Origin of the sequence: Streptomyces sp. CBMA29 (assembly GCF_014596445.1) — a bacterium.
Classification (GTDB): Bacteria; Actinomycetota; Actinomycetes; order Streptomycetales; family Streptomycetaceae; genus Actinacidiphila.
Genome location: NZ_MECL01000083.1, coordinates 36,963 through 57,188, shown reverse-complemented (window position 1 = coordinate 57,188; position 20,226 = coordinate 36,963). Strand labels below are relative to the sequence as shown.

General features: G+C 70.3%; 21 protein-coding genes. 16 read left to right on the top strand and 5 right to left on the bottom strand.

What is annotated here, in order from left to right; all coding sequences use genetic code 11:
- The first annotated feature begins 22 nt into the window (after positions 1–22).
- Positions 23–496 carry a cupin domain-containing protein gene (locus BGM09_RS12875; protein WP_188281667.1) on the top strand — a complete coding sequence of 158 codons (474 nt, stop codon included), beginning with the start codon at positions 23–25 and terminating at the stop codon, positions 494–496.
- A gap of 110 nt (positions 497–606) precedes the next feature.
- Here BGM09_RS12875 and BGM09_RS12870 read toward each other — a convergent pair whose 3' ends face one another.
- The gene (locus BGM09_RS12870) at positions 607–1,197 is read right to left on the bottom strand and encodes a hypothetical protein (protein WP_223186742.1); all 591 of its coding nucleotides are present in this window, start codon (positions 1,195–1,197) and stop codon (positions 607–609) included.
- Between the two features lie 106 nt (positions 1,198–1,303).
- Here BGM09_RS12870 and hemL point away from each other — a divergent pair, with 106 nt between their 5' ends.
- From hemL to ccsB, 7 genes are all read left to right on the top strand, one after another.
- Positions 1,304–2,611: a glutamate-1-semialdehyde 2,1-aminomutase gene (hemL, locus tag BGM09_RS12865; protein ID WP_188281665.1), complete on the top strand. Its 1,308-nt coding sequence runs from the start codon at positions 1,304–1,306 to the stop codon at positions 2,609–2,611.
- Positions 2,608–3,237 (top strand): histidine phosphatase family protein, encoded by a 630-nt coding sequence (locus BGM09_RS12860; RefSeq protein ID WP_188281664.1) that lies wholly within the window; start codon positions 2,608–2,610, stop codon positions 3,235–3,237. The genes hemL and BGM09_RS12860 overlap by 4 nt, the downstream gene beginning before the upstream one ends.
- 201 nt (positions 3,238–3,438) lie before the next feature.
- Positions 3,439–4,788: a hypothetical protein gene (locus tag BGM09_RS12855; protein WP_188281663.1), complete on the top strand. Its 1,350-nt coding sequence runs from the start codon at positions 3,439–3,441 to the stop codon at positions 4,786–4,788.
- An 83-nt stretch (positions 4,789–4,871) separates the two neighbouring features.
- Positions 4,872–5,480 (top strand): TlpA family protein disulfide reductase, encoded by a 609-nt coding sequence (locus BGM09_RS12850; protein ID WP_188281662.1) that lies wholly within the window; start codon positions 4,872–4,874, stop codon positions 5,478–5,480.
- 1 nt (position 5,481) lies between these two features.
- Positions 5,482–6,267 carry a cytochrome c biogenesis CcdA family protein gene (locus tag BGM09_RS12845; RefSeq protein ID WP_317452681.1) on the top strand — a complete coding sequence of 262 codons (786 nt, stop codon included), beginning with the start codon at positions 5,482–5,484 and terminating at the stop codon, positions 6,265–6,267.
- 3 nt (positions 6,268–6,270) lie between these two features.
- Positions 6,271–8,049, top strand: a complete 1,779-nt coding sequence (locus BGM09_RS12840; RefSeq protein WP_188281661.1) for a cytochrome c biogenesis protein ResB — start codon at positions 6,271–6,273, stop codon at positions 8,047–8,049.
- Complete coding sequence (gene ccsB, locus BGM09_RS12835; RefSeq protein ID WP_188281660.1) at positions 8,046–9,167, top strand: c-type cytochrome biogenesis protein CcsB; 1,122 nt, start codon at positions 8,046–8,048, stop codon at positions 9,165–9,167. Before BGM09_RS12840 ends, ccsB begins: the two co-directional genes overlap by 4 nt.
- Positions 9,168–9,217: 50 nt before the next feature.
- On the opposite strand, the gene BGM09_RS12830 is transcribed toward ccsB, so the two are convergent.
- The gene (locus BGM09_RS12830) at positions 9,218–9,664 is read right to left on the bottom strand and encodes a PLD nuclease N-terminal domain-containing protein (protein ID WP_188281725.1); all 447 of its coding nucleotides are present in this window, start codon (positions 9,662–9,664) and stop codon (positions 9,218–9,220) included.
- An 87-nt stretch (positions 9,665–9,751) separates the two neighbouring features.
- Between BGM09_RS12830 and BGM09_RS12825 the strand changes: the two genes are divergently transcribed.
- Both BGM09_RS12825 and mqnP read left to right on the top strand, forming a co-directional pair.
- Complete coding sequence (locus tag BGM09_RS12825; RefSeq protein WP_188281659.1) at positions 9,752–11,203, top strand: menaquinone biosynthesis decarboxylase; 1,452 nt, start codon at positions 9,752–9,754, stop codon at positions 11,201–11,203.
- 94 nt (positions 11,204–11,297) lie between these two features.
- On the top strand, positions 11,298–12,215 hold the full coding sequence (gene mqnP / locus BGM09_RS12820; protein ID WP_223186759.1) for a menaquinone biosynthesis prenyltransferase MqnP: 918 nt from the start codon (positions 11,298–11,300) through the stop codon (positions 12,213–12,215).
- Between the two features lie 52 nt (positions 12,216–12,267).
- On the opposite strand, the gene BGM09_RS12815 is transcribed toward mqnP, so the two are convergent.
- Together BGM09_RS12815 and BGM09_RS12810 are read right to left on the bottom strand one after the other, a co-directional pair.
- Positions 12,268–13,353 carry a hypothetical protein gene (locus BGM09_RS12815; RefSeq protein ID WP_188281657.1) on the bottom strand — a complete coding sequence of 362 codons (1,086 nt, stop codon included), beginning with the start codon at positions 13,351–13,353 and terminating at the stop codon, positions 12,268–12,270.
- 231 nt (positions 13,354–13,584) lie between these two features.
- Entirely contained in the window at positions 13,585–14,118 is a 534-nt protein-coding gene (locus BGM09_RS12810; RefSeq protein ID WP_188281724.1) for a rhomboid family intramembrane serine protease, read from the bottom strand.
- A gap of 214 nt (positions 14,119–14,332) precedes the next feature.
- On the opposite strand from BGM09_RS12810, the gene BGM09_RS12805 reads away from it, so the two are divergent.
- The 6 genes from BGM09_RS12805 to BGM09_RS12780 all read left to right on the top strand — a co-directional run bounded on the left by BGM09_RS12805 (position 14,333) and on the right by BGM09_RS12780 (position 18,538).
- Positions 14,333–15,022, top strand: a complete 690-nt coding sequence (locus BGM09_RS12805; protein WP_188281656.1) for a UbiX family flavin prenyltransferase — start codon at positions 14,333–14,335, stop codon at positions 15,020–15,022.
- 182 nt (positions 15,023–15,204) lie between these two features.
- Entirely contained in the window at positions 15,205–15,660 is a 456-nt protein-coding gene (locus tag BGM09_RS12800) for an Lrp/AsnC family transcriptional regulator (RefSeq protein WP_188281655.1), read from the top strand.
- Between the two features lie 38 nt (positions 15,661–15,698).
- Positions 15,699–16,862 (top strand): aminofutalosine synthase MqnE, encoded by a 1,164-nt coding sequence (mqnE, locus tag BGM09_RS12795; RefSeq protein ID WP_188281654.1) that lies wholly within the window; start codon positions 15,699–15,701, stop codon positions 16,860–16,862.
- 44 nt (positions 16,863–16,906) lie between these two features.
- On the top strand, positions 16,907–17,428 hold the full coding sequence (locus BGM09_RS12790; RefSeq protein WP_188281653.1) for a GNAT family N-acetyltransferase: 522 nt from the start codon (positions 16,907–16,909) through the stop codon (positions 17,426–17,428).
- 88 nt (positions 17,429–17,516) lie between these two features.
- Complete coding sequence (locus BGM09_RS12785; protein WP_188281652.1) at positions 17,517–17,843, top strand: DUF4229 domain-containing protein; 327 nt, start codon at positions 17,517–17,519, stop codon at positions 17,841–17,843.
- Between the two features lie 92 nt (positions 17,844–17,935).
- On the top strand, positions 17,936–18,538 hold the full coding sequence (locus BGM09_RS12780) for a TetR/AcrR family transcriptional regulator (RefSeq protein WP_188281723.1): 603 nt from the start codon (positions 17,936–17,938) through the stop codon (positions 18,536–18,538).
- A gap of 862 nt (positions 18,539–19,400) precedes the next feature.
- On the opposite strand, the gene BGM09_RS12775 is transcribed toward BGM09_RS12780, so the two are convergent.
- Entirely contained in the window at positions 19,401–20,219 is an 819-nt protein-coding gene (locus tag BGM09_RS12775) for a MaoC/PaaZ C-terminal domain-containing protein (RefSeq protein ID WP_188281651.1), read from the bottom strand.
- Positions 20,220–20,226 lie beyond the last annotated feature (7 nt).

The window sequence follows — 20,226 nt, the reverse complement described above, 5'->3', positions numbered from 1 at the left end:
GTAGTGGCGCAGGAGGTGTCATATGGGTCTACGTCCGCGTACCGCGCATGAACTGGGTCTTGAACCGCATCCCGAAGGCGGCTGGTACGGCCGGGTCTACAGCTCACCGGTCGAGGTGGCCGTGCCGGGTCTCGACGGTGTCCGGCCGACGGCCACGCTGATCCACTACCTGCTGAGTCCGGGGGAGCGGTCGGCCTGGCACCGGGTGCGCTCGGACGAGCTGTGGCTGTGGCGGCGCGGCGGCCAGCTCCTGCTGCGGCAGGGCGGCACCGGCGACGCCCCGCAGGAGAGCGGCGCGAGCGCCTCAACGACCTTGCTGGGGCCGGGACATGACCATCCCGTCACCCATCTCCAGGCTCTCGTCCCGGCGGGCACCTGGCAGAGCGCCGAGCCCGCGCAGAAGCACGAGGTTCTGGTGAGCTGTCTGGTGACGCCCGGCTTCAGCTTCGCCGACTTCGAGCTGTACGAGGACTCGGCGGCACGCGCGGGAAATTGAGCGCTTGAGGGTGCGATATCCCGTATCGCGGGGGGTATTTGGCGCGTGCAAGCCGTTGCGGTGATCCGCCAGTCACCAGGTGGCCGGAAACGCGCAATCCGGGCGGCCGGTCAGGGCCAGACGAGACAGTAGAGCTGGTGACCGGACTCCTCGCAGCGGCGGGCGAAATCCTGCCATTCGTGGAGCATCTGATAGATCACGAACGCGTCTCTCGGACCTCGTCGGTCCGGCACGGTGGACCATATGAAGGCGGCGGCGCCCAGCGATTCCTCGTTGGCGGTGCGCAGCGGCTCGACGACCGAGTGCGGCAGCCGCACCACCGCGTAGTCCGGGTGCAGCACCACCAGTTCGAGCGGCGGGACCTTGGCGGGGGGTATGCCCTCGATGCCGGTGAGGACCATCGCGGCCATCGTCTCCGGCTTGACCTTGGTGTACATGCCGTGGCCGAGTTCGTCGCCGCCGAGTTCCTCGGGGCGCATGGAGATCGGGACGCGTGCCGCGGTGGCGCCGTCGGGCGCACCGAAGTACTTGTAGGTCACCCCCACTCGGCCACCCCTGCTCCTGCCCTCGCTCGCGGTTGAACGGTTTTCCGGTACACGGTCGGCGGGGTTCGCGGGACGGCGTCGCCTGCCGGTGGGACGGGCGCGTTCGGGCTCGTGCTCGCCCGGTCCTTCGCCCGGTCCGCCACCGCGCTGCTGCATTCCACTACCCGACCATCCGCAGACCCAACCACGCAACCCGATCATCGTCTCAGATGCAGGGTTGAGACGTTGCCGCGCAACGCCAGGCATTTGAGAGCATGTGCATGTGAGCTATCCGTACGAAGCACCAGTGTCCCAGGAACTCTTCGACCGCGCGGCGGCCGTGACACCAGGCGGTGTGAACTCCCCGGTGCGGGCCTTCCGCGCCGTGGGCGGCACGCCCAGGTTCATGGTGTCCGGCACGGGCCCCTATCTCACCGACGCCGACGGCCGCGAGTACGTCGACCTCGTCTGCTCGTGGGGACCGATGATTCTCGGCCACGCGCACCCCGAGGTGATCGCCGCCGTCCAGGCCGCGGTCACGCGCGGTACGTCCTTCGGCACACCCGGTGAGGGCGAGGTCGCGCTCGGCGAGGAGATGGTCGCGCGGGTCGAACCGCTGGAGCAGGTACGGCTGGTGTCGTCCGGCACCGAGGCCACGATGTCGGCGATCCGGCTCGCGCGCGGCTTCACCGGCCGGGCGAAGATCGTCAAGTTCGCGGGCTGCTACCACGGTCATGTGGACGCGCTGCTGGCCGCCGCGGGATCCGGCGTGGCCACCTTCGGCCTGCCCGACACCCCCGGGGTGACCGGCGCGCAGGCCGGGGACACCCTCGTGCTGCCGTACAACGACCTGGACGCCGTACGCGCCGCCTTCGCCGCGCACCCCGGCGAGATCGCCTGCGTGATCACCGAGGCGTCGCCCGGCAACATGGGCGTCGTCCCGCCGCTGCCCGGCTTCAACGCCGGACTCCAGCAGCTCTGCGCCGACGACGGCGCGCTCTACATCTCCGACGAGGTGATGACCGGCTTCCGCGTCAGCCGCTCCGGCTGGTACGGGCTCGACGGGGTGCGCCCCGACCTGATGACCTTCGGCAAGGTCATGGGCGGCGGCTTCCCGGCCGCGGCCTTCGGCGGCCGGGCCGACGTGATGAGCCGTCTCGCCCCCGCGGGCCCCGTCTACCAGGCGGGCACGCTGTCCGGGAACCCGGTCGCGACCGCCGCGGGCCTCGCGCAGCTCAGGCTGCTCGACGAGGCCGCGTACGCGCGCGTCGACGCGGTGTCGGCGGAGATCCGGGAGCTGGTCGGCGCCGCGCTGACCAAGGAGGGGGTCGCGCACCGCGTGCAGACCGCGGGCAGTATGTTCTCCGTCTTCTTCACGGACGACGAGGTCCGTGACTTCGAGGGCGCGAAGCGGCAGGAAGCCTTCCGCTTCACCGGCTTCTTCCACTCGATGCTGGCGCAGGGCGTCTATCTGCCGCCCTCCGCCTTCGAGTCCTGGTTCGTTTCGACCACCCATGACGAGCGGGCCGTGGAGCGGATCGCCGCCGCGCTGCCCGCCGCCGCACGCGCCGCAGCGGAGGCCCACGCATGAGCGAGATGACCGTTGTCCACGTGCTGCGGCACGGCGAGGTGCACAACCCCGACGGCATCCTGTACGGGCGTGCCCCCGGCTTCCACCTGTCCGAGCTGGGCCGCAAGATGGCCGACCGGGTCGCCGAACACCTGGCCTCGCGCGACATCACCTATGTCGTGGCCTCCCCGCTGGAGCGCGCCCAGGAGACCGCCGCGCCCATCGCCGCCGCCCACGAGCTGGAGGTCGGCACCGACGAGCGGCTGATCGAGGCGGCGAACGTCTTCGCCGGGAAGACCTTCGGCGTCGGCGACGGGGCGCTGCGCAAGCCCGCGAACTGGAAGTACCTCACCAATCCCTTCCGGCCGAGCTGGGGCGAGCCGTACGTCGACCAGGTCGTCCGGATGACGGCCGCGCTGGCCGCCGCCCGCGACGCCGCCCGTGGGCACGAGGCCGTCTGCGTCTCCCACCAGCTCCCCATCTGGATCGCCCGCAGCTACGCCGAGCGCCGCCGCCTGTGGCACGACCCGCGCCGCCGCCAGTGCACGCTGGCCTCCCTGACCTCCTTCACCTACGACGGCGACCGCATCGTCTCCGTCGGCTACAGCGAGCCCGCCCGGGACCTGGTCCCCGCGCGGCTCCTTTAGGGCGTGCCCCCAGAAGTTCGGCGCCGCGTCGGTGTGCGTACACCGCCCCAGTGATATGTAGGAGCCACCCGAGGGAAGCTCGGCAAGTTTTGCCGCATGGGACGTAACCATGAGGAACGTGTGAACGTCATGGTGGGTGACCACTTTTCTGCCCATCTCGGCCGTCAGGCCGGAGAAGCCGAGAGACGGGATCGTTCCACGATGTGCGCCATGAGCCGCAGGACCCTCTTGACCACCAGCGCGGGCGCGGCGGCAGCCGGGCTCGGCGTCGCCGGTTGCGGTACGGGGAAGGGGGTGGGCGGTGGCGGCGCGACGCCTGTGGCGAGCAAGACCGGTGAGAAGTCGGGAGCCAGCGGACGCCAGGCCCCGAAGAAGACCGTGACGCTGATCGGCGACGGATCGACGGCGTACACCGGGGTACAGCCCAATCAGGCCAGGCCCGAGCGGCTGGAGCCCGGCCAGGCGCCGCCGCAGTTCGTGATCTTCTCGTGGGACGGCGCGGGCGAGGTCGGCAACGGCCTCTTCCCCCGCTTCCGCAAGCTCGCCGAGAACCACGGCGCGCTGATGACGTTCTTCCTCTCCGGCCTCTACCTGCTGCCGGAGGGCAAGAAGCTCCAGTACGCGCCGCCGAACAGCCCCCGGGGCGCCTCCGATATCGGCTACCTCACCGACCAGCACGTACGGATGACGCTGGACAACGTCCGGCAGGCGTGGCTGGACGGCCACGAGATCGGCACGCACTTCAACGGACACTTCTGCGCCGGCAGCGGCTCCGTCGGCCGCTGGACGCCGACCGACTGGAAGAGCGAGATCGACCAGGCCAAGTCGTTCGTGAAGAGCTGGAAGACCAGCACCGGCTGGCACGACCAGGACCCGCTGCCCTTCGACTACGAGAAGGAGCTGGTCGGCGGCCGGACCCCGTGCCTGCTCGGCCAGGACAATCTGCTGCCGACCGCCAAGGCACTGGGCTGGCGGTACGACGCCAGCTCGCCGGGCGGCAACCAGGTGTGGCCCGCCAAGCGCGGCGGCCTGTGGGACCTGCCGCTCCAGCTCATCCCGTTCCCCGGACACTCCTTCGAGGTGCTGTCCATGGACTACAACATGCTGGCCAACCAGTCGCACGCGGCGACCAAGTCCGACCCGGCCAACTACCCGGGCTGGCGCCGGCAGGCCACCGCCTCGTACATCGCGGGCTTCCAGCGCGCGTACACGACCAACCGCGCGCCCTTCTACATCGGCAACCACTTCGAGCAGTGGAACGGCGGGATCTACATGGACGCCGTTGAAGAAGCGTTCAAGCACGTCGCCGCGGCCCGCGACAAGGCGAACAACGGCGACATCCGCATGGTGTCCTTCCGGCAGTACGTGGACTGGCTGGACGCGCAGGACCCGGCCGTTTTGGACAAGCTCCGTACGCTGGAGGTCGGGCAGGCGCCCACCGGCGGCTGGCGGGAATTCCTCGCCGCGCCCGCCGTGAACAGCGGCGGGACCAGCAGCGGAACCAGCGGCTCGAGCAAGGCGCCGGTCGGCGCCGGAACCGCGACTACCTGATCCTTACTTGGGGCAATTGCCGTTTTTGGGGTTGGCGTCGGGGGCGTGGAAGATCGTGCGAAGGCCCATGCGAAACTTTTCACATGAGTCCTACGCGCGCCCTCCGACGCCGCTTCCCCCGCAGTGCCGCGGCACTGGTGGGGGCCGCCGCGCTCGCGATGACGACGGCCGCCTGCTCGTCGACCTCGACCTCGGGGACCGACAACGCCAACTTCATGGGCGGCACCGGCGAGATCAACGTCGTCAAGGCCGCCGACCGCGAACCCGCCCCTGATATCTCGGGCAAGACGGTCACCGGCGGCACGGACAGCCTGGCCGCGTACAAGGGCAAGGTCGTCGTCGTCAACATCTGGGGCTCGTGGTGCGCGCCCTGCCGCGCGGAGGCGCCGAACCTCGCCGAGGTCGCCAACGCCGACAAGGACAAGGGCGTGCAGTTCCTCGGCATCAACACCCGGGACCTGGACGTCTCCAACGCCGAACGCTTCGACAAGCGCTTCAAGATCCCGTACCCCAGCCTGTACGACCCCTACGGCTCGCTGATCCTGCGCTTCCCCAAGGGCAGCCTCAACCCGCAGAGCCTGCCCGCCACCCTCGTCATCGACCGGCAGGGCAAGCTCGCCGTCCGCGCGCTGAAGCCGCTGAGCGTCGAGGACCTGCACCAGATCATCGACCCGCTCATCGCGGAGAAGTGACGTGCAGGCAAGCGCCGCCGTCGTCGTCACGCTGAGCGCGGCGACCGACCCCAACCAGACGGTGCTCACCGGGGCGCTGCTGGCCGCCATCCCGATCGCCATGTTCGCCGGGCTGATCTCCTTCTTCTCGCCCTGCGTCCTGCCGCTGGTCCCCGGCTACCTGTCGTACGTGACCGGCGTCACCGGCACCGACCTCGCCGAGGCCAAGCGGGGCCGGATGCTGCTGGGCTCGTCGCTGTTCGTGCTCGGCTTCAGCGCCCTGTTCGTCTCCGGCGGCGCCCTGTTCGGCAACTTCGGCGCGGAACTGCTCGTGCACCGGCAGATCCTCTCCAAGATCTTCGGCGGCCTCACCATCGTCCTCGGCCTGGCCTTCATGGGCATCGTCGGCGGTCTGACCCAGCGCGAATTCCGCTTCCACTACCGGCCCGCGCTGGGCCTGGCGGGAGCGCCGCTGCTCGGCCTGCTCTTCGGCCTCGGCTGGGCGCCCTGCGTCGGCCCCACCCTCGGCGCCGTCAACGCGCTGGCCTTCAACGACGCCAGCGCGGGCCGCGGGGCGCTGCTGATGGCGTTCTACTGCGCCGGCCTCGGTGTGCCGTTCATCGTGGCCGCCATAGCTTTCCGTCGTACGCTCGGCGCGTTCGCGTGGGTCAAACGCCACTACGTGTGGGTGATGCGCGCCGGCGGCGCGATGCTCGTCGCGGTCGGCGTCCTCCTCGTCACCGGCGTCTGGGACCACATCACCTACCAGATGCAGATCTGGTCGAGCAGCTTCACCCCAGGGGTCTGACCCATGAGCGTCACGGAGAAAACCGAGCGCGAGCCGCGCGAGGGCAACGGCAAGGGGACGGGCGGCGAAGCGCCCGAGGAACGCGAGGAGCTGGGCGCCGCGGGCGCGCAGCTCAGCACCCAGCCGGTCGACACCCTGCGCAGCGCGCCCGCGATCGGCACCCTCGCCCTGCTGCGCTGGATGTGGCGGCAGCTCACCTCGATGCGGATCGCCCTGGTCCTGCTCTTCCTGCTGTCGCTGGCCGCCATCCCCGGCTCGCTCATCCCGCAGCACTCCGACGCGCTCAAGGTCGAGGCGTTCAAGAAGGCCAACCCCGGCATCAGCCCGCTGTACGACCGGCTCGGGATGTTCCACGTCTACAGCTCGCCGTGGTTCGCGGCGATCTACATCCTGCTGTTCGTCTCCCTCGCGGGCTGCATCGTCCCGCGCACCTGGCAGTTCGTCGGCCAGCTCCGGGCCAGGCCCCCGGCCGCGCCGCGCCACCTCACCCGGCTCCCCGCGTACTCGACCTGGCGCACCGACGCCGAGCCCGAGCAGGTGCTGCACGCCGCGCACAAGGCGCTGCGCGGACGCCGCTTCCGTACCGCGCTGAGCGAGGGCACCGGCAAGGACGGCAAGGGCGGCGGCGGTGCGGTCGCCGCGGAGAAGGGCTACCTGCGCGAGACCGGCAATCTGCTCTTCCACATCGCGCTCTTCGGCCTGCTGATCTCCTTCGCCGTCACCTCCCTGAACAAGGCCGAGGGCGGCAAGCTGATCGTCGAGGGCGACGGCTTCACCAACAACCTCACGCAGTACGACGACTTCTCGCCGTCCACCCTCTACACCGCGGACGACCTCAAGCCGTTCGGCTTCACGCTCGACAGCTTCGACTCCGCCTACGAGACCAGCGGCCCCGACATCGGCAGCCCGCGGGTCTTCAAGGCCAACATCCACTACTGGGACGGCGCCGACGGCAAGCCCGTCAAGGGCACGATCGACACCAACCACCCGCTGAGCATCGGCGGCGAGAAGGTCTATCTGATCGGCCACGGCTACGCGCCGATCGTCACCGTCAAGGACGCCCAGGGCAATGTGGCCTTCCGGGGCCCGGTGCCGTTCCTGCCGCAGGACAGCAACATCACGTCCACCGGCACGGTCAAGGTGCCCGACGCGGTCGGCAAGAACGGCAAGCCGCAACAGCTCGCCTTCACCGGCTACTTCACGCCGACCGGCGACGCGAGCCAGGGCCCGCGCTCGTTCTTCCCCGGCCTGGAGAGCCCGCTGCTGTTCCTCAACGCCTACCACGGCGACCTCGGCATCGACGGGGGCGTCTCCAAGAACGTCTACCAGCTCGACACGACGAAGATGAAGCAGTTCAAGCTGGAGACCTCGACGCCCGGCATCAACGCCGTCGCGCTCAAGCCCGGCGAGGCCATCACCCTGCCGGACGGCGCGGGCAGCCTCACCTTCACCGGGGTCAAGACCTGGGCCAGCTTCCAGGTCTCCCACCAGTCGGGCAACGAGACCGCGCTGATCAGCGGTGTCGCCGCGATCCTCGGCCTGATGGGCTCGCTGTTCATCCAGCGCCGCAGGATCTGGCTGCGCGCCGCGCCGGGCCCCGACGGCACCACCGTGGTCGAGATGGGCGGCCTCGGCCGCAGCGAGTCGGTACGGATCGCCGAGGAGATCGGCGACATCGCGCTCCAGCTCCAGCCGGAGGCCCCGGCCCTCCCGGACGACGACGAACCAGAGTCAACTCCCCGGACATCCCCCGGGACCGACGACGAAGGAGCCCGCGCGTGAATATCGCGTCCGCGGTCAACGAGAACTTCGCGAACTACAGCAACTACCTGATCCGTTCGGCGATGTTCGTGTACGCGCTGGCCTTCCTCGCGCACCTCGCGGAGTGGGTCTTCGGCAGCCGCAGCAAGGTCGCCGTGCAGTCCGCGGCCCTCGCCGCGCAGACGCGCGAGGCCGAGGCGGCCAAGGCGGCGGCCCCCGCGGTCACCGTCAAGGTCGCCCAGCGCGGCGGCGCCACCACCACGCTGGAGCGCCCGCGCCCGCGGAACGTCCCCAAGGTCATCACCCGCGCCTCCGCCAGCGACCGCGGCATCGCCGACGGCCCCGGCGCCGCGGGCGAGGACGAGAAGGGCGACCTGTACGGGCGGATCGCGGTGGCCTTCACCGTCCTGGCCTGGCTGCTGCACTTCGGCGGCGTCCTCTTCCGCGCCATCTCCGTACAGCGCCCCCCGTGGGGCAACATGTACGAGTTCTCCACCACCTTCGGCATGGTCGCCGTCGGCGCGTACCTGCTGCTGCTCGTGCTGAAGAAGAACGTCCGCTGGATCGGTCTGTTCCTCACCACGACGGTCCTGCTCGACCTGGGCCTGGCCCTGTCGGTGCTCTACACCTCCAGCGACCAGCTCGTGCCCGCGCTGCACTCGTACTGGCTGTGGATCCACGTGTCGTGCGCGATCATCTCCGGCGCGATCTTCTACCTCGCCGCGGTCGGCACGCTGCTCTACCTGTTCCGCGACCGCTACGAGACCGCGCTGGCCGCGGGCCGTACGCAGGACAGCCGCTGGGCCGACATCATGTCCCGGCTGCCCGCGGCGGCGAGCCTCGACAAGTTCGCGTACCGCATGAACGCGCTGGTCTTCCCGCTGTGGACGTTCACCATCATCGCGGGCGCGATCTGGGCGCAGGCCGCCTGGGGCCGCTACTGGGGCTGGGACCCGAAGGAGACCTGGGCGTTCATCACCTGGGTCGCGTACGCCTGCTACCTGCACGCACGGGCCACCGCCGGGTGGAAGGGCCGCAAGGCCGCGTATCTGGCGCTGATCGCCTTCGCGTGCTTCCTGTTCAACTACTACGGCGTGAACATCTTCGTCACCGGCAAGCACTCGTACGCCGGGGTCTGATCTCGCGGGGTCCGATCCCCCGGGGGTCTGATCCCGGGGGGCCGGATTCCTCACCGGTCGCCCTCGGAGTCCTCCTGGTCGCCCTCGGACGGCGTCGCGCCGCCGTCCTTGCCTTCCCCGTTGTTCTGCTTGTTCAGTTCGCCGAGCGAGCGCAGGAACTCCGGATTGTCGTCCGGGGCGACCCACACCTGGCGGGTACGCGTCCGCGGCCCGTCGACCTCGCGCGGGTCCTCGGGCCGCCCGCGGGTCCCTTCGTGGTCCCGGTGCCACTCCGAGGGCGTGGCGCCCTCGACGGTGCGCACCCGTACCGGGCCGCGCCGCCGGCCGATCAGCAGCCAGGCGACCGGCCCGATCAGCACCTCGCCGAAGAACAGGATGATCAGCACCCACACCACCTTCGGCAGCCCGCGCACCTCCCGCTCGGGAGTGCCGAGGCAGTCCACGAAGGCGTAGATCCACAGCGCGATCACCATCAGATAAGGCAGATACCGCAGCACGAAGGCCCCCCACGAAGCATGGCTCAAGGCCCTCAGCCTAACGAGGCGGCGCGTCGGCGGCGGGAGCGGGATGGAAGACTGGGGCCCATGGCTTACGACGATCTCCGCTCGTTCCTGCGGGCCCTGGAGAAGGACGGCGACCTCCGGCGGATCAAGGCCGAGGTCGACCCGTATCTGGAGGTCGGCGAGATCACCGACCGGGTCAACAAGGCGGGCGGCCCCGCGCTGCTCTTCGAGAACGTCCGCGGCTCGGTCGCCCCGCTGGCGATGAACGTCTACGGCACCGACCGGCGGCTGCTGAAGTCGCTCGGCCTGAGCGCGTACTCCGACATCAGCGACAAGATCGCGGGGCTGCTCAAGCCGGAACTGCCGCAGGGCTTCGTCGGGATGCGGGAGGCGTTCGGCAAGCTCGCCGGGATGACGCACGTGCCGCCGAAGAAGATCAAGGACGGCCCCGTACAGGAAGTCGTCCTCACCGGCGACGACGTCGACCTCGACGCGCTGCCCGCCCTGTTCACCTGGCCGCAGGACGGCGGCTCCTTCTTCAACCTCGGCCTGACCCACACCAAGGACCCCGAGTCCGGCGTCCGCAACCTCGGCCTCTACCGGCTCCAGCGGCACGACCGGAACACCATCGGCATGCACTGGCAGATCCACAAGGACAGCCGCAACCACTACCAGGCCGCCCAGCGCCGCGGCGAACGCCTCCCGGTCGCCATCGCCTTCGGCTGCCCGCCCGCCGTCACCTACGCCTCCACCGCGCCGCTCCCCGGCGACATCGACGAATACCTCTTCGCGGGCTTCGTGCAGAACAAGCGGGTGGAGATGGTCGACTGCAAGACGGTGCCGCTCCAGGTGCCCGCGCACGCCGAGGTCGTGCTGGAGGGCTGGCTGGAGCCGGGGAAGACGCTGCCGGAGGGGCCGTTCGGCGACCACACCGGCTTCTACACCCCGCAGGAGCCGTTCCCCGCGCTGACCGTCGACTGCGTCACCATGCGCAGGCGCCCGCTGTTCCAGTCCATCGTCGTCGGCCGCCCGCCGACCGAGGACGGACCGCTGGGCCGCGCCACCGAGCGGTTCTTCCTGCCGCTGCTGAAGGTCATCATTCCGGACATCGTGGACTACCACCTGCCGGAGGCGGGCGGTTTCCACAACTGCGCGATCGTCTCGATCGACAAGAAGTACCCGAAGCACGCGCAGAAGACGATGCATGCCGTGTGGGGCGCGCACATGATGTCCCTCACCAAGCTCGTGATCGTCGTGGACGCCGACTGTGACGTTCACGACCTGCACGAAGTCGCCTGGCGGGCGCTCGGCAACACCGACTACGCCCGTGACCTCACCGTCGTCGAAGGCCCGGTCGACCACCTCGACCACTCCTCGTACCAGCAGTTCTGGGGCGGCAAGGCGGGCATCGACGCGACCCGTAAGCTGCCGGAGGAGGGCTACACCCGCGACGGCGGCTGGCCGGACATGGTGCTCTCCGACCCGGAGACCGCGGAACGGGTGACCAAGCGTTGGAAGGAGTATGGGCTGTGAGTCGTAGGCTGATCCTTATGGAATGCCGAGCCGTGGATGCTCTCCGCATCCGCGGAGGTGAACCGGAGTTCGGGCTGTGAGCGGCGAGGCGATCCTGGACGGAGGCAGCGCGAAGGCCGGGCCTCCCCGCGCGAGCGGGGGCGAACCGGTCAGGGCCTTCCTGCGGCTGGTGATGATCGAGCACTCGGTCTTCGCGCTGCCCTTCGCCTACACCGCGGCGCTGACCGCGATGTTCCTCGACGACGGCTCGGTGCACTGGCTGCAACTGCTGCTGGTCACCGTCGCGATGGTGGGCCTGCGGACCTTCGCCATGGCGTGCAACCGGATCATCGACCGCGAGATCGACGCGCGCAATCCGCGGACCGCCGGGCGCGAACTGGTCACCGGCGCGGTCTCCGTACGGTCCGCGTGGACCGGTGCGCTGATCGCCGTCGTGGTGTTCCTCGGCGCCGCCGCGCTGCTCAACCCGCTGTGCCTGGCGCTCGCGCCGGTCGCGGTGGTGCCGATGGTGGTCTACCCGTACGGGAAACGGTTCACCAACTTCCCGCACGCCATCCTGGGCGTCGCGCAGGCGATGGGCCCGATCGGCGCGTGGCTCGCGGTGACCGGCGCCTGGTCGTGGGACGCGGTGATCCTGGGGCTCGCGGTGGGCGTCTGGATCGGCGGCTTCGACCTGATCTTCGGCTGCCAGGACGTGGCCGCCGACCGCGCCGAGGGCGTGAAGTCCGTCCCCGCCCGCTTCGGCATCCCGGCCGCGCTATACGGCGCCCGCGTCTGCCACGCCGTGACCACGGGCCTGCTGGTCTGGTACGGACTCGCCACCCACGCGGGCGTCTTCTGGTGGATCGGCCTGGCCGTCGTCGGCGCGGCGTTCCTCTACGAGCACTCGATCGTCCGGCCGCACGACCTGAGCCGCCTCAACCGGGCGTTCTTCCAGGTGAACGGTTTCATCGGGATCGCGCTCTTCGTGTGCGCGCTGCTCGACCTGAGCGTGCGCGGCCTCGGTCTGTGAGACGTCGTTGAACGTCGGTGAGACCGAGGCCGCGAGGCTGAACCACTGAGGCTTACGACTCCAGGCCGGAGTCGTCAGCCGAGCTGTCGTCGCCGTGGCCGAAGGCGAACATGAACAGGCCCATCAGGTCCTGCGGGTTGAGGACCTTGGCGCCCGAGGGGGCACTGACCGGGTCGGCGCCGCTGTTGACGTCGACCACCAGGGGCAGCTTGCCCTTGGCCTCGGTGTCGAACTGGGCGACGTCCAGGCTGATCCCGGCGAGCTTGCCGCCCTTGACGGCGACGTCCACGGCCACCGTCTTGTTCGGCACCTTCTCCAGGTCCGACGGCTTGAAGTCGGGGATCTGCTTGGTCAGCGAACCGAGGCTGCCTTCCAGCTCCTTGGCGAGCTGCCGCGCGGGCACGGTGACCTCGACGTGGTCGGCGCCGTCGTGGTTGCCCAGCTCCTTGAACTTGGCGTTGTTCACCAGCGCCTTGCGCAGCGCGTCCACGACCTGCTGCTGCGTCTTGGCGTCCAGGCCCTTGCTGGTGTCGGGGAGCGCGCCGAGCGGCGAGTCGCCGTCCTTGGACATGGACTTGGCGAAGGACTCGAAGGACTTCAGGTCCAGGCTGATCCAGTCGCCCTTGAGGGCGGACTTCACCGAGGCGAGCGAGGCGGGCAGTTCGTCGGCCATGCCGAGGAATTCGTTGAGCTGCGCGGCGTCCTTGCTGGAGGAGCCGATCAGCGTCTCGAAGCCCTTGAGGTCCAGGCGCAGGTACACCTTGTCGTTCACGGCCCGGACGTCGACCAGGCTCTTCTTGCCGGAGCCGTCGGCGCCGAGCTGGAAGGCGAAGGAGCTCTTGTCGCCGTCCTTGAGGTCCTTGAACGCCTTGTCGGCGCTGAGGGCGACGGCGACGCGCAGACCGGCCAGCGTCTTGGCCGTCTCCTTGGTGAAGTCCTCCTCACCCTGGAGCGCGGTGTAGATCTGGTCCGCCGAGGCGTCGAAGCGCACCCCGAGGGTCAGCGACTTCTCGCCGTTGAGCTTCTCGAAAGCGTTCTTGACCTTCGTGTCCGGGCTGGAGGCCGCGGCCGTCCCGCAGGCTGCGGAACCGGCGGCGATCATGGCCACGACTCCGGCGGCGGCAAGGCCCTTGCGCATGGTGATGATGACGGACTCCTTGGTCCTTGGACGTGACGGAAGAAAGTATGACTAGAAGGATAACTGTGCGGAGGCTGTGACTCGCGGGAGTTTCCGCCCGGCACGGGGCTGCTGGCGGGGGCTTTCGGCGGGGGCTTTCGGCGGGGGATCGGCGCACTTCAGCGCGTGATCGCGGTCGCGGTGTTACGGAGTCGCGGCGTCCCGGTGTTGTGGTCTGACGACGTGACACCGTCAGGCCGTGACGGCCACCGTCCGTTCGCGGAACAGGAACGCGGCCACCACGCCGCCGATCAGCCCGAACAGGTGCCCCTGCCAGGAGACTCCGCTCGCGGTCGGCAGCACCCCCCACAGGATCGAGCCGTAGACCGCGCCGACGACGACGCCGACCACGATGTCCAGCGCCCTGCGGTCCACGAAGCCGCGCACCAGCAGATAGCTGAACAGCCCGAAGACCAGCCCCGAGGCGCCCGCGGTGTTGGTGTGGGCCGGGGCTATCAGCCACACGCCGAGGCCCCCGATCACGATGACGGTGAAGGCGACGGCCAGATAGCGGCCGATGCCGCGCAGCGCGGCGATGAAGCCCAGGACGAGCAGCGGCAGGCTGTTGGAGGCCACGTGCCCGAAGCCGAAGTGGATGAAGGCGGACGGGATGACGTCGATCAGCTCGGCGGGCTTGCGGGGCACGATGCCGAGCGAGTCGAGACGGTGTCCGGCGATCACGTCGACCGCCTCGATCACCCACAGCAGCCCGACCCAGCCCAGCATGAGGACGCCGGCGGCCGTCACCCGGCCGCCCGCGCGCAGCGGTGCGAGCAGCGAGTCGGCGCGCCCTCCCGTACCGGCTGGTCGTCCCGCGGTCTGTCCGTACGTCACCGAATCCCCCCTCAGGTCCAGTGCTCTTCAGTGTGCACAACGTCCGCACCCGCCTCCCGGGTTCCCGCTCGCGCGGGTCGATCGCGGGATCGTTAGGGTCGACCGTATGGACGACACCGAGCGCAGGCCGTGGGTGGTGGGCGTGTCCGGGGCCTCCGGGACGCCGTACGCCGCGGCCGTGCTGCGCGCGCTGCTGTCGGCGGGCGAGGCGGTGGACCTGGTGGTCAGCCGGGCCGCCCGGCTGACGCTGCTGGACGAGACCGGCGAGCCGTTCAGGGACGCGCACTGGCGCGAGGACCTGGCCCGCTGGCTGGCCCGGGGCGCGGACGGCACCACCGACATCACCCGCGACACCGGGATCGCGGACCTGTCGGCCGTACGGTACTGGCCCGCGGGCGACCTGGCGGCCGGTCCCTCCTCCGGCTCGTACCCGGCCAAGGGGATGCTGATCGTGCCCGCGAGCACGGCGTGCGTGGCCGGGGTGGCGCTCGGCCTGTCCAAGGACCTGCTCCAGCGCGCGGCGAGCGTCACGCTCAAGGAGCGGCGCCCGCTGGTGGTCGCCGTCCGCGAGACGCCGCTCGGCGGCCAGACGCTCCGTCACCTGGTGGCGTTGGACGACGCGGGCGCCGTGGTGCTCCCGGCCTCGCCCGCCTTCTACGCGGGCGCCACGCACATCCAGGATCTCGTGGACTTCGTGGCCGGGCGGGCGCTGGACGCGGCGGGGGTGCCGCACAAGCTGTACCGCCGCTGGCGCGGCGAGCTGGGCGGGGGCCTGGGCGAAGGAGCGGGCGGCTGAGTGAAGGAGCGGGCGGCTGAGTCGCGCGGCGCGCACGATGCGTACGATTCCCGCCGGTCAGATGGTCCGGACCTGGGTGATTCGGGCATCGGAAGAGCAGATGCGCAGGGCGCACACCCGTTCATGCCTTAGATTCTTGTCCGGACAGCGCAGTCACGGCACGAACGGGAGGGTCCATTCTGATGGACGCGGTGGACAGGCAGCTCATCCAGGCGTTGCGCGAGAACGGCCGGGCGTCGTACGCGGAGCTGGGCCGACTCGTGGGTCTCTCCGGTCCCAGCGTCACCGACCGTATCAACCGCCTCGAACAGGCCGGGGTGATCACCGGCTACCGCGCCACCGTCGCGCCCACCGCGCTCGGCCTCGGTGTGACCGCGCTCGTCGGCCTCCAGCTCAGTGACGCCGCCGACCACGAGGAGGTCGCCACCCGGCTGCGCGACCTGGACGAGATCGAGGACTGCTGGTTCATCGCGGGCGACGACTCGTACATGCTCAAGGTCAGGGTCGGCGACGTGGACGGCCTGGAGCGCACCATCCGGCGGCTGTCCGGCACCAAGGGCGTGGCCAGGACGCGTACCACGATCGTGCTGTCCACCAAGTGGGAGAACCGGGTCGGGGCGCTTCCCGAGGAGGCGTAGGGGTACTGTCGATCGGGTCGAATCGGTAGGAGGAGCAGATGGACGCTGGGCTCAAGCGCGAGCTGGAGGAGAAGGTCTACGCCGGTGAGCGGCTGACCCGCGAGGACGGCATCGCGCTCTACGCGTCCGACGACCTCGCGTGGCTGGGCGGCCTCGCCCACCACGTGCGCACGCGGATGAACGGTGACGTCGTCCACTTCAACGTCAACCGGCACCTCAACATGACGAACGTGTGCACCGCGTCGTGCGCGTACTGCTCCTTCCAGCGCAAGCCGGGGGAGAAGGACGCGTACACGATGCGGATCGAGGAGGCGGTCAAGCTCGCCCAGGCGATGGAGGGCGACAACCTCACCGAGCTGCACATCGTCAACGGCCTGCACCCGTCGCTGCCGTGGCGCTACTACCCGCGCTCGCTGAAGGCGCTCAAGGAAGCGCTGCCGCAGGTGTCGCTCAAGGCGTTCACCGCCACGGAGATCCACCACTTCGAGACGATCTCCGGCATGTCGGCCTCCGACATCCTGGACGAGCTCATCGACGCGGGTCTGGAGTCGCTGACCGGCGGCGGCGCCGAGATCTTCGACTGGGAGATCCGCCAGCACATCGTGGACCACCGCACCCACTGGGAGGACTGGTCCCGGATCCACCGCCTCGCGCACTCCAAGGGCCTCAAGACCCCCTCGACCATGCTCTACGGCCATATCGAGGAGCCGAAGCACCGCGTCGACCACGTCCTGCGGCTGCGTGAACTCCAGGACGAGACCGGCGGCTTCCAGGTCTTCATCCCGCTGCGCTACCAGCACGACTTCGTGGACATGAAGGACGGCAAGGTCCGCAACACCCTCCAGGCCCGTACGACGATGGCCTCCGGCGCGGAAGCGCTCAAGACCTTCGCGGTCTCCCGGCTGCTCTTCGACAACGTCCCGCACGTCAAGGTCTTCTGGGTCATGCACGGCCTGTCCACCGCGCAGCTCGCCCTCAACCACGGCGCGGACGACATGGACGGCTCGGTCGTCGAGTACAAGATCACGCACGACGCCGACGACTACGGCACGCCCAACAAGCTGACGCGGGACGACATTCTGGACCTCATCCGCGACGCGGGGTTCCGGCCGGTCGAGCGGAACACCCGCTACGAGATCATCCGGGAGTACCCGGGCCCCGACGAGTCGCGCCGGGAGTCGCCGCAGCCCATGCGGGTGTGACGCCGGTGACAGCGTCCCGCGCCGGTAATGGCTAAGCTCGCCCTATGGGTCTTACCTGTGAGCTTGATCCGCTCATTGACGACGAACTGACCGACGGCATCCTCGCCCTGTGGACCGATGTGTCCAACGCGGGCGGTGCCGTCGGTTTCGTGCCTCCCGTCACCCCGGACGACGTCCGTCCCGACATGGACCGGTCGCTGGCCGCCGTCCGCTCCGGCGAACGCCGCCTGCTCGTCGGCCGCGACGAGGACGGGCGCGTCGCCGCCACCGCCTTCCTCGCGTACAACAGCCACCGGCTCATGACGCACTGGATCTGGCTCTACACGCTCATGGTCCACCCCTCCCACCAGGGCCACGGCCACGGCCGTACGCTCATGGCCGCCGTCGAGGAGGCGGCCCGCGGCTTCCACGGCATCGAGGCCGTCCGCCTCACCTGCCGCGGCGGCACCGGCGTCGACCTCTTCTACGCCGCCTGCGGCTACAAGGAGGTCGGCCGCATTCCGGCCGCCATCCGGGTCGCTCCCGGTGACGACCGCGACGACATCGTGATGCTCCTGACGCTGTGACGTCGGCGCGACGCTCCGAGGGGCGGCCGGTGTTCCGGGTCGCGTACCCTCTTCCGCCGGCGCGGAGGCGGCGTGCTTCACTGAAGACATGTTCCGTTACACCGCACTGCGCTTCGGCCTCATGGTCGCCTCCTTCGGCGTCATCTGGGGGCTGGTCCGGCTGCATGTCCTGCCAGCGGGGCTGGGAAACTCGAACTACCTGTGGGTGGTCCTGCTCGCGCTGATCGTGTCGGCCCCCCTGAGCTGGGTGCTGCTGCGCGGAGCCCGCGAGCGGGCGGCCCGTCAGGTGTCCGACCGGGTGGAGCGCACGCGGCTGAACCTCGCCGCGAACACCACCATGGAGGACGAGGCGGACGACGCCGCCCGCGACTCCGCGCGTGAGACCGCGCGCGACGCCGAGCCGCACACCGCCTGACGCCTGCCGTTTAGGCTGGGGGTGTCAGGGGAGAGGTGGGGCCGGTGGCTGTCCGGGGCAAGAGGGTGCCGCGAGCCGTACGCGAGCAGCAGATGCTGGACGCCGCGGTGGCGACCTTCGCGCGGCGCGGGTACCGCGCCGCGTCCATGGACGAGATCGCCGAGGCGGCGGGGGTCAGCAAGCCGCTCGTGTACCTCTACCTCAACTCGAAGGACGAACTCTTCACGGCCTGCATCCGCCGCGAGGCCGAGGCCCTGAAGGCGGCCGTGCGCGCCGCCGTCGAGCCCGGCGCCGCCGCCGACCGGCAGCTCTGGAGCGGGCTTCTCGGTTTCTTCGAGCACACCGAGGCCCATCCGGACGGCTGGACCGTCCTCTACAGCCAGGCCCGTACGGTCGGTGAGCCGTTCGCGGCCGAAGTGGCCGTCATGCGGGCGGAGATCGTCGCCTTCGTCACCGAACTCATCGCCGCCGCGGCTCGCGATGCCGGCGCCGGCTGCGACGAGGCCCTCGCCGAGCGCGAGGTGGCCGCCCTCGCGCACGCCCTTGTCGGCGCCGCCGAATCCCTTGCCGGGTGGGGTGCGAGCACCCATCCCGCCGGTTCCTCCGGCAAGGAGTCCGCCGCCACCCTCATGAATTTCGCCTGGTCAGGACTCGCCAACCTCATGTCCGGCCACCGCTGGGTGCCTGCCCCGTAGGGGCCTTGTTCTTCTTTTCCCGCCCGCCCACCCGTGCGGGTGTGTTCTCCGTCTGCGGGTGCCGCTTGTGCCTGGTCGGTCCCGGTCCGGGGTACCTCCTCGAAATCCGTATCACCTGGTCCTGGGTATCCGGCACCGTTCCTGTCAACGTATTTCTGCGGGGGCACCCCGCCCCGTCCCCTCCGGGTCCGTCGGCGTCCGCCTGTCCGGTGTGGCTGGGGGGGCGGGGGTGGGTGGGTTCGGGTCCGTCGGCGTCCGGCTGTCCGGTGGGGGTGGCCGGGGAAGGGGGTGGGTGGGGCTCGGGTACGTCGGCGTCCGGCTGTCCGGTGGGGGTGGCCGGGGAAGGGGGTGGGTGGGGCTCGGGTACGTCGGCGTCCGGCTGTCCGGTGGGGGTGGCCGGGGAAGGGGGTGGGTGGGGGCTGGGCCCCTGGGCGACCGGCCGTCCAGCCGGGGGGGCGGGAGGGGCGTGGGTGGGTTTGGGTACGGCGGCGGGTGACGGTGTCCGGCTGTTCGTCCACCTTGGGGATTGGCGGACGCCGGCTGTCTTCTGGCACCCGTCCGTCTGCGGACCGTCCGAGGGCGTCACCCAGCACCCTGGGCGGAGGACGCGCGGGGCGACCTCACGGTCTTTGACACCCTCCCCGGCCATCCACGGACAGGCGGACGCCGACGGGCGAGGAGGGGACGGGGCGGGGTGCCCCCGCAGAAATACGTTGACAAGAAGGTCACCGGATACCCAGGGCCAGGTGTTACGGATTTCGAGGAGGTACCCCGGGCCGGGACCGACCAGGCACAAGCGGCACCCGCAGACGAAGAAAGCACCCGCACGGGTGGGCGGGCGGGAAAAAGGAGAACAAGGCCCCTACGGGGCGGAGACGGTCCCGGTGAGGTGGAGCCGGTGGGGCGCCGAGCGGAGCTCGAAGCTGTCGGCCGTGGCGCCGTAGGCGACGGTGGCGGGGAGCAGCACGGGGGAGTGGAAGGCCGCGCTAAGGCCGGTGGCCTCAGGAACCTCGGCGGCGCACCGCGCAACCGTCCACATGCCGTGCACGATGGCGCGGGGGAAGCCGAGCATCCGAGCCGTCACCGGATAGAGGTGAATCGGGTTGTAGTCGCGCGAGACGCGCGCGTGCCTACGCCCGAGGTCGGCGGGCAGCCGCCACTCGGCCAGCGTCGGCAGCGGGGGCCGCTCCGCGTGGGCCGGGGTGTCGTCAGCCGCGACGTAGTCGGTCCCGTGCCGCGCCAAATACGTGCTGCGGTCCTCCCACACCACCTCCCCGTCCAGCCGCGCCTCCGTCACCAGTTCCACCTCCGTACCCCGCCGGTGTCCGCGCAGCCCGGCCGCGTAGGCCGTGATGTCGGGACGGTCGGCGGCGGTCAGCGGCGCGTGGGAGACCAGCGAGATCGAGGTGTGGACGAGGCCCAGCATCGGCAGCGGAAAGGCGCGGGCGGCCATGATCCGCGCGGCGAGCGGAAAGCCGAGGACGTGCGGGTACGTGAGGGGGAGGGGGAGCGGGCGCGGGCCCGCGCCGGAGGCGGGAAAGCCGCAGACCGAGGCGTAGGCGGCGAGCCGCGCCGGGTCGACGCGTACGGCCGGATCGGTGAGCCGTACCGGCGGCACGGCGGCGGTCGCGGAGGGCCGTTTGCCGATGCCGGTGACGACGCCGCGGCCGAGGGTCAGCATGAGGGCC

Bases quoted from the DNA above. Each gene is read 5' to 3' on its own strand.
- BGM09_RS12875 (WP_188281667.1), top strand. From the start codon at position 23: ATGGGTCTACGTCCGCGTACCGCGCATGAACTGGGTCTTGAACCGCAT.
- BGM09_RS12870 (WP_223186742.1), bottom strand. From the start codon at position 1,197: ATGCAGCAGCGCGGTGGCGGACCGGGCGAAGGACCGGGCGAGCACGAG.
- BGM09_RS12860 (WP_188281664.1), top strand. From the start codon at position 2,608: ATGAGCGAGATGACCGTTGTCCACGTGCTGCGGCACGGCGAGGTGCAC.
- BGM09_RS12855 (WP_188281663.1), top strand. From the start codon at position 3,439: ATGTGCGCCATGAGCCGCAGGACCCTCTTGACCACCAGCGCGGGCGCG.
- BGM09_RS12850 (WP_188281662.1), top strand. From the start codon at position 4,872: ATGAGTCCTACGCGCGCCCTCCGACGCCGCTTCCCCCGCAGTGCCGCG.
- BGM09_RS12840 (WP_188281661.1), top strand. From the start codon at position 6,271: ATGAGCGTCACGGAGAAAACCGAGCGCGAGCCGCGCGAGGGCAACGGC.
- BGM09_RS12825 (WP_188281659.1), top strand. From the start codon at position 9,752: ATGGCTTACGACGATCTCCGCTCGTTCCTGCGGGCCCTGGAGAAGGAC.
- BGM09_RS12815 (WP_188281657.1), bottom strand. From the start codon at position 13,353: ATGCGCAAGGGCCTTGCCGCCGCCGGAGTCGTGGCCATGATCGCCGCC.
- BGM09_RS12810 (WP_188281724.1), bottom strand. From the start codon at position 14,118: ATGCTGGGCTGGGTCGGGCTGCTGTGGGTGATCGAGGCGGTCGACGTG.
- BGM09_RS12805 (WP_188281656.1), top strand. From the start codon at position 14,333: ATGGACGACACCGAGCGCAGGCCGTGGGTGGTGGGCGTGTCCGGGGCC.
- BGM09_RS12800 (WP_188281655.1), top strand. From the start codon at position 15,205: ATGGACGCGGTGGACAGGCAGCTCATCCAGGCGTTGCGCGAGAACGGC.
- mqnE (WP_188281654.1), top strand. From the start codon at position 15,699: ATGGACGCTGGGCTCAAGCGCGAGCTGGAGGAGAAGGTCTACGCCGGT.
- BGM09_RS12790 (WP_188281653.1), top strand. From the start codon at position 16,907: ATGGGTCTTACCTGTGAGCTTGATCCGCTCATTGACGACGAACTGACC.
- BGM09_RS12785 (WP_188281652.1), top strand. From the start codon at position 17,517: ATGTTCCGTTACACCGCACTGCGCTTCGGCCTCATGGTCGCCTCCTTC.
- BGM09_RS12780 (WP_188281723.1), top strand. From the start codon at position 17,936: ATGCTGGACGCCGCGGTGGCGACCTTCGCGCGGCGCGGGTACCGCGCC.
- BGM09_RS12775 (WP_188281651.1), bottom strand. From the start codon at position 20,219: ATGCTGACCCTCGGCCGCGGCGTCGTCACCGGCATCGGCAAACGGCCC.